This is a genomic window from Nakamurella alba, from assembly GCF_009707545.1.
In the GTDB taxonomy this organism is placed as follows: domain Bacteria; phylum Actinomycetota; class Actinomycetes; order Mycobacteriales; family Nakamurellaceae; genus Nakamurella; species Nakamurella alba.
Genome location: NZ_WLYK01000003.1, coordinates 209644 through 223302, shown reverse-complemented (window position 1 = coordinate 223302; position 13659 = coordinate 209644). Strand labels below are relative to the sequence as shown.

11 protein-coding genes are annotated in these 13659 nt (G+C 71.2%); 4 read left to right on the top strand and 7 right to left on the bottom strand.

Going from position 1 to position 13659, the window contains the following annotated elements:
- Window positions 1-62: 62 nt before the first annotated feature.
- Complete coding sequence (locus GIS00_RS11295; protein WP_322097859.1) at window positions 63-950, bottom strand: 3-methyladenine DNA glycosylase; 888 nt, start codon at window positions 948-950, stop codon at window positions 63-65.
- A gap of 274 nt (window positions 951-1224) precedes the next feature.
- Between GIS00_RS11295 and lysS the strand changes: the two genes are divergently transcribed.
- The 3 genes from lysS (at window position 1225) to GIS00_RS11280 (ending at window position 6409) form a co-directional block, all read left to right on the top strand.
- Window positions 1225-2760 (top strand): lysine--tRNA ligase, encoded by a 1536-nt coding sequence (lysS, locus tag GIS00_RS11290; RefSeq protein WP_154768533.1) that lies wholly within the window; start codon window positions 1225-1227, stop codon window positions 2758-2760.
- Between the two features lie 164 nt (window positions 2761-2924).
- Complete coding sequence (locus tag GIS00_RS11285) at window positions 2925-3296, top strand: histone-like nucleoid-structuring protein Lsr2 (protein WP_154768532.1); 372 nt, start codon at window positions 2925-2927, stop codon at window positions 3294-3296.
- 575 nt (window positions 3297-3871) lie between these two features.
- Complete coding sequence (locus GIS00_RS11280) at window positions 3872-6409, top strand: ATP-dependent Clp protease ATP-binding subunit (protein ID WP_154768531.1); 2538 nt, start codon at window positions 3872-3874, stop codon at window positions 6407-6409.
- A 327-nt stretch (window positions 6410-6736) separates the two neighbouring features.
- On the opposite strand, the gene GIS00_RS11275 is transcribed toward GIS00_RS11280, so the two are convergent.
- The 3 genes from GIS00_RS11275 to GIS00_RS11265 all read right to left on the bottom strand — a co-directional run bounded on the left by GIS00_RS11275 (window position 6737) and on the right by GIS00_RS11265 (window position 8929).
- Window positions 6737-7585 carry an HhH-GPD family protein gene (locus tag GIS00_RS11275; RefSeq protein ID WP_407666850.1) on the bottom strand — a complete coding sequence of 283 codons (849 nt, stop codon included), beginning with the start codon at window positions 7583-7585 and terminating at the stop codon, window positions 6737-6739.
- Between the two features lie 134 nt (window positions 7586-7719).
- Window positions 7720-8214 carry a beta-class carbonic anhydrase gene (locus GIS00_RS11270; protein WP_322097857.1) on the bottom strand — a complete coding sequence of 165 codons (495 nt, stop codon included), beginning with the start codon at window positions 8212-8214 and terminating at the stop codon, window positions 7720-7722.
- 187 nt (window positions 8215-8401) lie between these two features.
- The gene (locus GIS00_RS11265) at window positions 8402-8929 is read right to left on the bottom strand and encodes a hypothetical protein (protein WP_230313450.1); all 528 of its coding nucleotides are present in this window, start codon (window positions 8927-8929) and stop codon (window positions 8402-8404) included.
- Between the two features lie 49 nt (window positions 8930-8978).
- On the opposite strand from GIS00_RS11265, the gene GIS00_RS11260 reads away from it, so the two are divergent.
- Window positions 8979-9278: a hypothetical protein gene (locus GIS00_RS11260; RefSeq protein ID WP_154768529.1), complete on the top strand. Its 300-nt coding sequence runs from the start codon at window positions 8979-8981 to the stop codon at window positions 9276-9278.
- A gap of 468 nt (window positions 9279-9746) precedes the next feature.
- Here GIS00_RS11260 and disA read toward each other — a convergent pair whose 3' ends face one another.
- The 3 genes from disA to GIS00_RS11245 all read right to left on the bottom strand — a co-directional run bounded on the left by disA (window position 9747) and on the right by GIS00_RS11245 (window position 13450).
- Window positions 9747-10892, bottom strand: a complete 1146-nt coding sequence (disA, locus tag GIS00_RS11255) for a DNA integrity scanning diadenylate cyclase DisA (protein WP_322097856.1) — start codon at window positions 10890-10892, stop codon at window positions 9747-9749.
- Window positions 10893-11098: 206 nt separating this feature from the next.
- The gene (gene radA, locus GIS00_RS11250) at window positions 11099-12634 is read right to left on the bottom strand and encodes a DNA repair protein RadA (RefSeq protein WP_154768528.1); all 1536 of its coding nucleotides are present in this window, start codon (window positions 12632-12634) and stop codon (window positions 11099-11101) included.
- Window positions 12635-12841: 207 nt separating this feature from the next.
- Window positions 12842-13450 carry a copper chaperone PCu(A)C gene (locus tag GIS00_RS11245; RefSeq protein WP_196073228.1) on the bottom strand — a complete coding sequence of 203 codons (609 nt, stop codon included), beginning with the start codon at window positions 13448-13450 and terminating at the stop codon, window positions 12842-12844.
- Window positions 13451-13659 lie beyond the last annotated feature (209 nt).

Here is a 13659-nt window from a genome sequence, read left to right as displayed (position 1 = left end):
GACCCTTCGGTCGCCGACCCGCTCCTCGCCGGATCCGAGCTCAGTGCCGTCGCCGGGAGCCGTCAGAGCTGTTCGAGCACCGAGATCAGCTCAGCCCGCAGCTCGGAGCCCCGCGCGGCGATGACCCGCTGTTCGGCGACGTACTCGGCCCGGCCCTCGGTGGTCTCGATCCGGATCGGCGCGTATCCCAGCGGGGCGAGATCGTAGGGGGACGCCCGCATGTCGATTTCCCGGATGTACCGGGCGAAGCGGAAGCAGCGCAGCAGCAGGTCCGAGGAGACCCATGGCTGCAGCTTGTAGGCCCACTTGTAGAGGTCCATCGACGCGTGCAGGCAGCCCGGCTGCTCCAGCTGCGGGCGGTTGCCGGCGTCGGGCGCGAGCAGGTTCCGCGGCCTGGCCTCCGGGGTGAAGAACCGGTAGGCGTCGTGGTGCGAGCACCTGATGCGGTGGGACTCGACCACCTCGTCGGTGCCGCGGGCGCCGAGCCGCAGCGGCCAGGCCGAGTGGCGCACCTGCTCCTCGTCCTGCCGGTAGACCATCGCCCACTCGTGCAGCCCGAAGCAGCCGAAGTGCGGGGTCGCGGCGGCGGTGGCGGTCAGCAGCTCGAGGGTGAACGTCACGGCCGGCCCGCGGGCCTCGAGGAAGGCGTCCACGTCGACGGTGACGCCGATGCCCGACGAGGTCCGGACCGTTCGCTGGAAGCGCCAGTCGGCCCGGTCGTCGGCGCCGAGCAGGACGGTCCGTCCGCCGGGGTGCCAGCGACGGAGCTGCGCCGGCCGCAGCGAGTAATAGGTGAAGAGGAAGTCCTCGACCGGGTGTCGCTCGCCTCGGCCCGCGCGCTCGCGGTGGCCCGCGGTGAGCTCGTCGGCAGTGCGCCGGTGGGCCGACTCCGCCGCCCGCCACTCATCGGCCGGCAGGACCCGGTCGAGGGTCGGGGCGGGTGCATCCACCCCACCATTGTCCCGCCCTTCTGCACCTGTCCCGCCGTTGTGCACCTGTCCCGCCGTTGTGCACCTGTCCCGCCGTTCTGCAGCTGCCCTGCCGTTCCGCACTGCCGACAGGCGGCCGCAGCGATCGGGCGGTGGTCGGCGACGGTCCCGGCCACGGACATCGACGGTTCACCGCAGCGGGCACCGGGGCACCCAGGTCGGCCGGCAGGTGTCGATCGACGGTCGGTCCGGAGGCGGCCGGAACGGTGCCGCGCGGCCGATAGGCTGGCGCATCATGAGCGAGACCGCGCCGCCCGACGGCAGCACCCCCGACGACGCCCTGGACGACCTGCCCGAACAGCTGCGGGTCCGGCACGAGAAGCGGGAGCGGCTGCTCGAGGCGGGCATCGAGGCCTACCCGGTCACCGTGGCCCGGACCGACTCGCTGGCCGCCCTCCGCGAGCGGTACCCGGATCTCGAGCCGGACACCGCCACCGGCATCGTGGTCGGCATCGCCGGCCGGGTGATCTTCCTGCGGAACTCCGGGAAGTTGTGTTTCGTGACGCTGCGCGAGGGCGGCGCGGGTGACACCGGTGCCGAATTGCAGGTGATGATCTCCCTGGCGTCGGTCGGCGCGGAATCGTTGGCGGCGTTCAAGAGTGATGTGGATCTCGGTGATCACCTCTTCGCGCACGGCGAGGTGATCACGTCGCGACGCGGGGAATTGTCCGTTCTGGCGGATTCCTGGGAGATCACCTCGAAGGCCCTGCGTCCCTTGCCGGTCGCACACAAAGCGCTGTCCGAGGAAAACCGGGTGCGGCAGCGTTATGTGGATCTGATCGTGCGACCGCTCGCCCGCAGAACGGTGGAACAGCGGGCGACCGTCAACGCGTCCCTGCGGCGCACGCTCACCGGCCGCGGATTCCTCGAGGTCGAAACGCCGATGCTGCAGGCGTTGCACGGTGGAGCCGCCGCCCGTCCGTTCGTGACGCACATGAATGCCATGGACATGGACGTGTACCTGCGGATCGCGCCGGAGCTGTACCTGAAGCGGTGCGTGGTCGGCGGGATCGAGCGGGTTTTCGAGATCAACCGGAACTTCCGGAACGAGGGCTCCGATTCCAGCCATTCGCCGGAGTTCGTGATGCTCGAGGCGTACCAGGCCTACAGCGACTACAACGGCATCGCCGAGCTGACCCGGACCATGATCCAGGACGCGGCCGTCGCCGTCGCCGGCTCCACGACGGTCACGCTGGCGGACGGCGCACCGTTCGATCTGGGTGGTGACTGGCGGGAAGTGACCATGTACGGCTCGCTGTCGGAGGCCGTCGGCGAGGAGGTCGACGTGACCACGCCGATGGAGACGCTGCGCCGGCTGGCGGAGCGTCTGGACGTGCCCGTCGCCCCGCACTACGGGCCCGGCAAGCTCGCCGAGGAATTGTTCGACGAGACGGTGGTGCCGGGTCTGGTGGAACCGACCTTCGTCCGTGATTACCCCGCGGAGACCTCGCCGTTGACCCGTGGGCACCGGGAAACCCCCGGATTGGCGGAGAAGTGGGATCTGTACATCCGCGGTTTCGAGACCGCCACCGGGTATTCGGAACTGGTGGATCCGGTTGTCCAGCGGGACAGGTTCGTGCAGCAGGCCGGATTCGCCAGGCTCGGTGATGCCGAGGCGATGGTGCTGGACGAGGACTTCCTGCGGGCCATGGAATACGGCATGCCGCCGAGCGGCGGCATGGGTATGGGAATCGACCGGCTGCTGATGGCGCTCACCGGTCTGGGAATCCGGGAGACGATCCTGTTCCCGTTCGTGCGTCCCGGGGACTGAACCGAGAGGTTCCCTGACACCGTTTCGGGTGCGGCAGGCGTTGTTGTTCGCGCCGCGCCGGGTGATCGACGGCGCGATGTCGCTGAATTGTCAACAGATGACGTATTGTCGGGGCGGGACATTTATCGGCGGTGATGCTGCCGCCCTTTTACAGGAGGACATTGATGGCGAGCGTCACCACCGTCAGTCTCGTCGACGACCTCGATCAGAGCGTGGCCGCGGAGACCGTGCAGTTCGGTCTCGACGGAGCGCACTACGAGATCGATCTGAACGACAAGAATGCCAAGAAGCTGCGCGACGCCCTCGCCGGGTACGTCTCCAGCGCCCGTCGGGTGGACGGCCCGCGCGGCCGCGCGACCGCGTCCCGCCCGCGTGCGCGGGCCGGCCGTTCTGCCGGTCGCGCCGCCACCCGCACCACCCCGGACCGCGAGCAGACCGCCGCGATCCGCGAGTGGGCCCGGTCCGCCGGCTACGAGGTCTCCGAGCGCGGCCGGCTGTCCGCCGCCGTCCTCGAGGCCTTCGAAGCCGCGCACTGACCGACGCTTCTCGTCCACGGCCCCGCCACCCGACCCCGGGTGGCGGGGCCGTCGGCTTTCCGGAACCGGTGGTCCGTCTGCCGACGGTTGGTGTGGCTGAAGGGACCGGGAGAGTCCGGCCGCTGCTCGGGTGGACCACGACCGGTGTTGCCGTCGGCTTTCCGGAACCGGTGGTCCGTCTGCCGACGGTGGGTGTGGCTGAAGGGACCAGGAGGGTCCGGCCGCTGGTCGCCCGTCGGCCCTCCGGTGCCACAGGAGGGCCGGTGGTCGCCCTGCCGTCGTCGATGTGGCCGCGACGGCCGCGCGTAGGACGTGGACGTCACGCCCGCCATCGGGTGCAGCACCCGTCCGGACCGGGCTGTTCGCCCTCGGCGTAGCCCATTCGCTTTCCGGAACGGGTCGGCGTGGGGGAGCGTTGTTCATCCCGGACGCGAAGGGAGTGCGCGAGGTCGCGTCCGGGGTCGAATCGACGAGGGCCGAAGGCCGTCACGACTAGACTCGGGTGATCCGTTCGGCCCCCGGGCCGCGCGGGACACATCGCCCCGCCCCGCAGCGCACGCCCGTAAGGAGTGCACATGTTCGAAAGATTCACCGATCGAGCTCGACGTGTGGTGGTCCTGGCCCAGGAAGAGGCCAGGATGCTCAACCACAACTACATCGGGACCGAGCACATCCTGCTCGGCCTGATCCACGAGGGTGAGGGCGTCGCCGCCAAGGCGTTGGAGTCGCTCGGCATCGCCCTCGAGGGTGTGCGGGCACAGGTGGAGGAGATCATCGGCCAGGGCCAGCAGGCCCCGTCCGGGCACATCCCGTTCACTCCGCGCGCCAAGAAGGTGCTGGAGCTCTCGCTGCGCGAGGCGCTGCAGCTGGGTCACAACTACATCGGCACCGAGCACATCCTGCTCGGGCTGATCCGCGAGGGCGAGGGCGTCGCCGCCCAGGTCCTGCAGAAGCTGGGCGCCGACCTCAACCGGGTCCGCCAGCAGGTGCTGCAGCTGCTCTCGGGATACCAGGGCAAGGAGACGGCGGCCGCCGAGGGCGGGCGCTCCGAGGGCACCCCCTCGACCTCGCTCGTGCTGGACCAGTTCGGTCGCAACCTCACCCAGTCGGCCCGCGAGGGCAAGCTGGACCCGGTCATCGGCCGGGAGAAGGAGATCGAGCGGGTCATGCAGGTGCTGTCCCGCCGCACCAAGAACAACCCGGTGCTGATCGGCGAGCCGGGCGTCGGCAAGACCGCGGTCGTCGAGGGCCTGGCCCAGGCGATCGTCCGCGGCGACGTCCCGCAGACCCTCAAGGACAAGCACCTCTACACGCTGGACCTCGGGTCCCTGGTCGCCGGCTCCCGGTATCGCGGTGATTTCGAGGAGCGGCTGAAGAAGGTCCTCAAGGAGATCCGCACCCGCGGCGACATCATCCTGTTCATCGACGAGCTGCACACCCTGGTCGGTGCGGGCGCCGCCGAGGGTGCGATCGACGCGGCCTCGATCCTCAAGCCCATGCTGGCCCGGGGCGAGCTGCAGACGATCGGCGCGACCACGCTCGACGAGTACCGCAAGCACGTGGAGAAGGACGCCGCGCTCGAGCGTCGTTTCCAGCCGATCCAGGTCGGCGAGCCGACGGTGGCGCACACCATCGAGATCCTCAAGGGTCTGCGCGACCGGTACGAGGCGCACCACCGCATCACCATCACCGACGAGGCGCTGGTGGCGGCGGCGACGCTGGCCGACCGGTACATCAACGACCGGTTCCTGCCGGACAAGGCGATCGACCTGATCGACGAGGCGGGCGCGCGGATGCGCATCCGCCGGATGACCGCGCCGCCGGACCTGCGCGAGTTCGACGACAAGCTGGCGAACGTCCGTCGCGACAAGGAGTCCGCGATCGACTCGCAGGACTTCGAGAAGGCGGCATCGCTGCGCGACTCGGAGAAGCAGCTGCTGGCGAAGCGTGCCGAGCGGGAGAAGGCCTGGAAGGACGGCGATCTCGACGTCGTCTCCGAGGTCGACGACGAGCAGATCGCCGAGGTGCTGGCGAACTGGACCGGTATCCCCGTCTTCAAGCTCACCGAGGAGGAGACCACCCGTCTGCTCCGCATGGAGGACGAGCTGCACAAGCGGATCATCGGCCAGAACCAGGCGGTCAAGGCGGTCTCGCAGGCGATCCGGCGTACCCGGGCCGGCCTGAAGGACCCGAAGCGGCCGTCCGGCTCGTTCATCTTCGCCGGCCCGTCCGGTGTCGGTAAGACCGAGCTGACCAAGGCGCTCGCCGAGTTCCTGTTCGGGGACGAGGACGCGCTGATCCAGGTCGACATGGGCGAGTTCCACGACCGGTACACCGCTTCGCGGCTCTTCGGTGCCCCTCCCGGGTACGTGGGCTACGAGGAGGGCGGCCAGCTCACCGAGAAGGTGCGCCGCAAGCCGTTCTCCGTCGTGCTCTTCGACGAGATCGAGAAGGCCCACCCGGACATCTACAACACGCTGCTGCAGGTGTTGGAGGACGGGCGCCTCACCGACGGCCAGGGCCGCACGGTGGACTTCAAGAACACGGTCATCGTGTTCACCTCGAACCTGGGCACCCAGGACATCTCGAAGGCGGTCGGTCTCGGCTTCGCCGCCGGGAACACCTCGGAGTCCAACTACGAGCGGATGAAGTCGAAGGTCAACGACGAGCTCAAGCGCCACTTCCGGCCGGAGTTCCTCAACCGTATCGACGACGTCGTGGTCTTCCACCAGCTGACCACGGTCGAGATCAACCAGATGGTCGATCTCATGCTGAAGCGCGTCGAGGCGGCCCTGAAGAACAAGGACATGGCGATCGAGCTCACCGAGGCGGCCAAGACGCTGCTCGGCGAGCGCGGTTTCGACCCGGTCCTCGGTGCCCGGCCGCTGCGGCGGACCATCCAGCGCGAGCTGGAGGACGTGCTGTCCGAGAAGATCCTGTTCGACGAGATCCGGCCCGGGCAGATCGTCCTGGTCGACGTCGAGGAGGTCGAGGAGAACGGCGCCGCCGTCAAGAAGTTCACCTTCCGTGGCGAGGACAAGCCGTCGCTGGTCCCCGACGTGGTGCCGGCCGGCCTGACCATCGAGTCCGGTCCGGACCTCACCAAGGAGTGAGCCGGTAGTTCCACCCCCTGCGCCCCGCGAGCTGATCGGCTCGCGGGGCGCAGTGCTGTCCGCGGAGCAGTGCTGTTCGTGGTGCGGTGGTGGGTGGGTGCTGCAGAGGCGGGGAGCCGTGGCGGTCGGACGCGGTCGTGTCCGGTGCTGCGGTGGGCGGGTGTGCGGTCGTGTCGGGAGCGCTCCGCCGCGAGAGTCCCTGTGCGTCCGTGCATCCGGCCGCAATCGCGGCCACTTCCACGGACGTCCCGCAGTTCTCGCCCCGGGTGGGCCGCGACAGTCAGGCCTGCTCACGGAGTGCAGGGTTGTCCCGCGGTTCGGGGCTGCTCAATCGGGGAGGGCGTAGGCGCGGCCGCCGTCGACCGTGACCAGAAGGCCGTCGGCGACAAGGGAGTCGAGGGAACGAGTGGCCTGGACGGCGTCGTCGGTGACCGCCAGCAGCAGGGCGCGTGCCACTGCTCCGTGATCGGCCCGGACCAGCGCCATCATCCGCCCGCGCACCTGCCGGTCCGTCCCGTGCCAGGTCTGCACCGCACGCCGGGCCACCGCGGCCGGGTGGCCGGCCAGGTGCCAGGCGCAGCGGTCGGCGAGCGGGCAGTCGGCGCAGCGCGGGTTCGCAGCCGAGCAGACCAACGCCCCGAGCTCCATCACGGCGGCCGAGAAGCGGGCGGCGACCGCGGGTTCGGCCGGCAGCAGGGTCTCCAGTTCGCGGCGGTCGGCGGCGGTGGCCGGCTCCCGGATGCTGTCCACTCCGCGCTCGACGCGGGACAGCACCCGGCGCACGTTCGTGTCGATCACCGGGGTGCGCGCACCGAATGCAAAGGCGGCGATCGCCCGGGCAGTGTACTCGCCCACTCCGGGCAGGGTCAGCAGGGTCTCGACGGAGTCGGGGACGGTGCCGCCGTGGTCGACGGTGATCGCGGTGGCCGCAGCGTGCAAACGCAGCGCCCGCCGCGGGTAACCGAGCCGGTCCCAGGCCCGGACCGCGTCCCCCGGCGAGTCCGCGGCGAGGGCATCCGGGGTGGGCCACCGCTCCATCCACCGCAGGTACACCGGCAGCACCCGGACCACCGGGGTCTGCTGCAGCATGATCTCGCTGACCAGGACGCCCCACGGCCCGGCCTCCGGATGTCGCCACGGCAGGTCCCGCCCGTGGTCGGCGAAGAAGCGCAACAGCAGGTCCGGGACCAGGGCCTGACCCGGCTGCGCACCGGGGCGTGGGCCGTCGGCCGTCTGCGGCGCCGTGTCGCGCTGCGTGGCCTTCCGGGACACGGGCGATGAGGTGGTCCGGGTGGATCGACCGGCCGGGGTCAGTCGGCCGACACCTCTTCCAGGAGACCGGATTCCACGTCGAAGACGAAACCGCGCAGCTCATGGGTGTGGATCAGGAACGGCGAGGACGCGACACGGCGCATCGACTCCTTGACCGACTCCGTCGGGTCCTTGAAAGCCTGGACGGCCCAGGTGGGGCGGAAGCCGGCGAACTCGGCCAGCTGGTCGCGGAAGGCGTCCTCCTGCAGCCGGGCCAGACCGCAGTCGGTGTGGTGCACGATCATCACCTCGCGGGTGCCGAGGGCGTGCTGCGAGATCGCCAGCGAGCGGATCATGTCGTCGGTCACCACACCGCCGGCGTTGCGCATCAGGTGCACCTCGCCGGGTTCGATGCGGAAGGCAGCGTGGGCGTCGATCCGGGCGTCCATGCACAGCACAACTGCGATGGCCATGGTCGGCGTGGGGCCGATCCAGTGCGGGTGCTGCTGCGCGGTGGACCGGTTGCGCTCGAGCAGTTGATCGATGGCGGACACGACTGCTCCTTTCCAGGTGACAGGGGCGACAACGGCGCCCACGTGCGGCGTTGCTCCGGAGAATCGGGGCCCTTGGAGGTTACCGTCGGCTCGTGATGCATCCGGTCGGCCCCCTCCCGCCGCGCACCTACTGGGTGCGGCGGGTGATCGTGATCGCCGTGGGAGTGCTCCTGGTACTCGGCCTGGTCTACCTGGTGGTCGGAAAGGCCAGCGGGGACAACGGAACCGGGTCCGGCGCCGGGACCTCGGGATCGTCGAGCAGCTCTCCTGCGATGACCGGGGTGCTGGCGGCCACCTCCGGATCGTCGGCTTCCACCTCTTCGCGTCCGTCGTCGGCCAGTGCACCGGCGAGTTCTGCAAGTGTGCCGGCGAGCAGTGCCTCGAAGCCCAGCAGCGCTGCGAGCAGTGCGCCGACGCCGAGTTCTTCGGCGGTGAGCAGCGCGCCGAAGCCGAGTTCCTCGGCGGTGAGCAGCGCGCCGAAGCCGAGCAGTCCGCCCGCCGGCAGCGCCCCGGCGAGCAGCGCGCCTCCGGCCACGACCCCGAAGCCCACGCAGACGGCTGCGCCGACCACGCCGAAGGCCACCCCGACGACGCCGAAGGCGACACCCACCACACCCAAGGCCACGCCGACGACCACCCCGCCCCCGGCGCCCAGCACGGACGACCAGGGACGCCTGCTGTGCGCCGACTCGGCGATCTCGCTCAAGGCCACCACCGGTGCTCCGAGCTACAACAGCGGTCAGCAGCCGATCCTGGGCGTCACGGTGACCAACGTCAGCGACACCGAGTGCGTCCGTGACCTTTCCGGGCCGCTGCAGGTCTTCACCGTCTACACGGCGGCCGGCGCGCGGGTCTGGTCGACGGCCGACTGCTTCCCCGGGACCGGCACCGACATCCGGGAGATGCCGGCCGGCAGCTCGTTGCAGTACAACATCCGCTGGTCGGGCACGACGTCGAACCCGGGCTGCACGGCCGACCGGGTCTACGTGCCGGGTGGGGAGTACGTGGTGAAGGTCGCGGTCGGCAAGCTGCAGTCCACCCCGGCGACGCTGACCATCAACTGAGTCGGCGTTCCTGACCGGAACTCCCTCGGAGTGGCCCGGTCTCGCCCCGCCTGCCGCTCGGATTCTGAACATCCGCTGCCCTGAGAAGGCATCCGATGTTCAGAATCCGAAGAGGGCACCGACCTCCACGGCGCTGACCTTGCCGTCCGGCCTGGCCGCCGGGCGGTCGTCTCCGTTGTCGGCGTGCGAGCCTGGGCGGGCAACGTCAGTCGGCCGCGGGAGCACCACAGGTCGGACCAAGAAACGCAGGAGTCGACGCCAACGATCGCCCCGCCGGCGTTCCTCGCTGGAACGTCACGTTGTTGCCGGGGGTCACCGTTCACGCGCTGAGCGTGGAAGGTGCGCCGAGGCGGGTCGGGAGGTGCCCCGCCGGCACGCCGCGTGGTCCGCTGAAGGCGCCCGCCGTCTGAAAGCGCCGGTGAGCCCGAGGGCCTGGTGCGAGGCGTTCCCGCTGGAACGCCGCCAGTCCTACAGGGGTGAGCCGTAGCGGTCGACGATGGAGGACTCGGCCAGCCTGGAGAGACCCTCGCGCACGACGCGGGCACGGTTCTCGCCCACGCCGTCGACCAACTGCAGGTCCGCAGCGGTGGCGGCGAGCAGGCCCTGCAGGTTGCCGAAGTGGGCGATGAGGCGGTCGAGGATCGCCTGCGGCACCCGGGGGATGCCGGACAGCAACCGGTACCCGCGCGGGCTGACCGCGACATCGAGACCGTCCGCACCGGTGGGGTACCCGAGCACCCGGGCGACCGCGGCCAGGTCCAGCAGCTCGGGCTCGGTGAGCGCGCGCAGTCCGTCGACGGCCAGCTCGACGGCCTCGTCCGGATCGGGGGAGCCGTCGGGGACGACCGTCCCGGGCACCGCCAGATCCGGGAGGTAGTCGCGGAGCAACAGCTCGCGCAGACCCTCGGTGCCGGTGACCAGCTCGTCGAGCTGCAGCCCCAGCAGTCGGCCGTCGGTGCCGAGCTCGATCACGCTGCTGCTGAGCTCCCCGGCGATGCGCCGGACCAGCAGCAGCCGCTGCAGCACCGTCATCGCGTCGCGCAGGGTGGCGACGTCCTCGATCTCCATCGCCGAGAGCGCGGCGGTCACCTCGTCGAGTCGCGCCTTGTACCGCTGGAGCGTGGCCAGGGCCTGGTTCGCGCGGGCCAGGATGATCGACGGATCGGCCACCACGTGCCGGACGCCGCCGTGGTAGAGGCTGATGATCGACATCGAGTGGCTGACGGCGATGACCGGCAGTCCGGTCTGCAGGCCGACCCGCTCGGCGGTGCGGTGCCGAGTGCCGGACTCGACGGTCGGGATGGTGGCGTCGGGCATCAGCTGGACGTTGGCGCGGACGATGCGGGAGGCGTCGTCCGACAGGATCACCGCACCGTCCATCTTCGACAGCTCACGCAGCCGGGTGGGGGAGAACTCCACGTCGAACCGGAACCCACCGTCGCACAACGCCTCGACGGTCGGGTTGTGCCCGAGGACGATCAGCGCACCGGTGCGGCCACGCAGGATGCGCTCGAGGCCCTCGCGGAGCGGGGTGCCGGGGGCGACCCGGGCGAGCACGGCACGCAGCGCGGCGAGCGCCCGCTGCTCCGCCTGCCCGTGGTGATCGTCCGGCACCGTTCCCCCTCCTCGTCAGTGGCGGTCAGTCTAGGGCGTGCCCGATCCCGGATCGTCGAGTGCGACGACCCATGAGGCCGTCGCCGGGCCGTGCGCGCAGAGTCCTTCGGCCGGGACGGCGTCTGTCGACACCCGCGATGACCTCCGGGACGGCCGGTGGCGGCACCCGATCGGCACAGCCCGGACCCCGCTGCGCCCGGCCGAGCTCAGAACTCGTCGTCCGGCGCCTCGCGACCGGAGAACTCGTCGAACCCGCCGCGGAGGTCGGCGACCGCGCGGTCGATGGACTCCAGGTGGCGCTTCCTGGTCCGCTCGCGGTCGGCCGCCGGCCCGCTGCGCGGGCGCTCCGGCATCCGCCGGCCCGCAGCGCCGAGCACCGCCAGGGCCTCGCCGATGTCCTCGACCTGGTGCACCCGCATGCCCTTCGGGACCACCAGGTTGTCCGTCCGCGGCACGATCGCCTCGTCGAAACCGAGCCGCACCGCCTCCGCCAGCCGGCGATCCGCACCGGGCACCGGCCGGATCTCCGCCGACAGCCCGACCTCGCCGAACGCGACCATCCCGTCGGAGAGCGGCACGTCGCGGGTGGAGGACCAGACGGCCATCGCCAGCGCCAGGTCGGCGGCCGGCTCCGCCACCCGCATCCCGCCGACGGTCGCGGCCAGCACGTCGCGCTTGTTCAGGTCGAGTCCGGCCCAGCGCTGCAGCACCGCAAGGACCAGCCCGAACCGGGAGTTGTCGAGCCCGGACACCGTGCGCCGGGCCACCTCCGACGGCTGGCCCGCGACCAGTGCCTGTACCTCGACCGGCAGCGGACGACGGCCCTGGGCGGTGATCGAGGCACAGGTGCCGGGGATCGCCTTGCGCCGGGCCGACAGGAAGAGGCCGGACGGATCGGTCAGACCCTCGATTCCATCGGCGGTCATCCGGAAGCAGCCAACCTCGTCGGACGGCCCGAACCGGTTCTTCACACCGCGGACGAGCCGCAGCGGCGAGTTGCGGTCGCCCTCGAAGTGCAGGACCACGTCGACCAGGTGCTCCAGGACGCGGGGGCCGGCGATGGCGCCGTCCTTAGTGACATGACCGACCAGCACGCAGGCGATGCCGCGCTCCTTCGCGACGGCGGTGAGCGCGGCGGCGACCGCACGCACCTGGGTCACCCCGCCGGCACTGCCGTCGACCTCGCCGGCGGCGATGGTCTGCACCGAGTCCAGGATCAGCAGGCCGGGCCGCACCTCGTCGATGTGGCTGAGGACGGCGGACAGTTCCGTCTCGGCGGCCAGGTAGAGGGCAGGATTCAACGCGCCCATCCGATCGGCACGCAACCGGACCTGGGCTGCCGACTCCTCACCGGTGACGATCAGCGCCGGGCTGCGGCCGCCGGCGGCCCAGGCGTGGGCCGCGGACAGCAGCAGGGTGGACTTGCCGACGCCGGGCTCGCCGGCCAGCAGCACCACGCCGCCGGGCACCAGCCCGCCGCCGAGCACCCGGTCCAGCTCGGGGACCCCGCTGGGTCGCGCCTGCACGGCGGTCGCGTCCACCCGGTCGATCGGCCGCGCCGGGGCGGTGACCGGGCCGGCCCCGATCCGGCGCAGCACGGCAGGCCCGCCACCCGCCTCGGCGAGGGATCCCCAGGCCTGGCACTGCGGGCAGCGGCCGGCCCACTTCGGTGTGCCGGCCCCGCACTCGGAGCAGCGGAAATCGGCGCGCGGCGCCTTGGAACGGGCAGAGGCTGTGCTCATGATCCGAACACTAGATCGACGCACCGACAGTCAGGGGTGCGCCGCTCCGGTGCGCGCGGATCCATCCGGGATCGTCATCGCGGGCGCGCGTACGAAAGTGGCAACTCCTGCACCAGCCGTCCCAAAAGCCGCATCTTCACACGCGTCGAGGCAGTTGATCCTCGCGCGGACGGGGTGGGGAGGGTCGGTGGGCGGCGCCGGGGAAGGTCAGTGACCCTCTTCCTCGCCGTGCGCACCGGTCTCCCAGAGCGGGGTCGGGTGCGGCGGGAGGATCTCCATGGTCTCGCGCGGGCCGGTGCGTTCGGCCGGGATGGCGATCGGCACGTTGACGGTCACGTTGCCGGCCTTCTCGAAGGTGAAGGTGACCGGCACGGAGAACCCGTACGGGATGGCGGCGGTCAGGCCTTCGAGGGTCAGGGTGATCGGCGACTGCTCGTCGATGGTGGTCAGCGTCTGGGCCGGCACGGTCGCCGTCCCGCCGATGGTCACCGAGGTGGCGACGGTCGAGGTGACCGAGGTCAGGGTGTCGGCGGCCAGGCCCTCGTTGGACACGCGCAGCAGCAGCGGGACGTTCGCCCCGGTGGCGTACCCGCCCGGCTCGGTCTCCGGGAACAGCACGTCGCGGACGCCGATCTGGCCGACGGTCCCGTTGGCGCCGTCGATGGCGGCGACCTGGTCGGCGGTCTGCGAGACCTGGCCGGCGGCGCAGCCGGTGAACGCCAGGCCTGCCGCGAGGGCGAGGGCGGCGATCCGCGCGGAGCGGAGGCCACGGCCCGCGGCTGTGGGCGACGGTGCGCGACGGGCGGTGCGGGTCACGGCGGGTTCCCCTTCGGTTCAGGGCGGCGGTCCGGTGTCACCACCGGGCGGCACCGGAGAAATACCCGCCAAGACTAGACGGCCGGAGGCCCCGGGTGCGCGCCGGGCGCTCCGCTGTGGCGTGGCGCACGGCCGGGCGGCGTTGTCCGCCACCGCTTCCCGCCCGGAAAGCGGTTCCCGCCACCCGTCCGCACCGGGAGCTGACGCCC

Excerpts from the sequence above, each read along its gene's own strand:
- lysS (WP_154768533.1), top strand. The coding sequence starts at position 1,225 with ATGAGCGAGACCGCGCCGCCCGACGGCAGCACCCCCGACGACGCCCTG.
- GIS00_RS11285 (WP_154768532.1), top strand. The coding sequence starts at position 2,925 with ATGGCGAGCGTCACCACCGTCAGTCTCGTCGACGACCTCGATCAGAGC.
- GIS00_RS11280 (WP_154768531.1), top strand. The coding sequence starts at position 3,872 with ATGTTCGAAAGATTCACCGATCGAGCTCGACGTGTGGTGGTCCTGGCC.
- radA (WP_154768528.1), bottom strand. The coding sequence starts at position 12,634 with ATGAGCACAGCCTCTGCCCGTTCCAAGGCGCCGCGCGCCGATTTCCGC.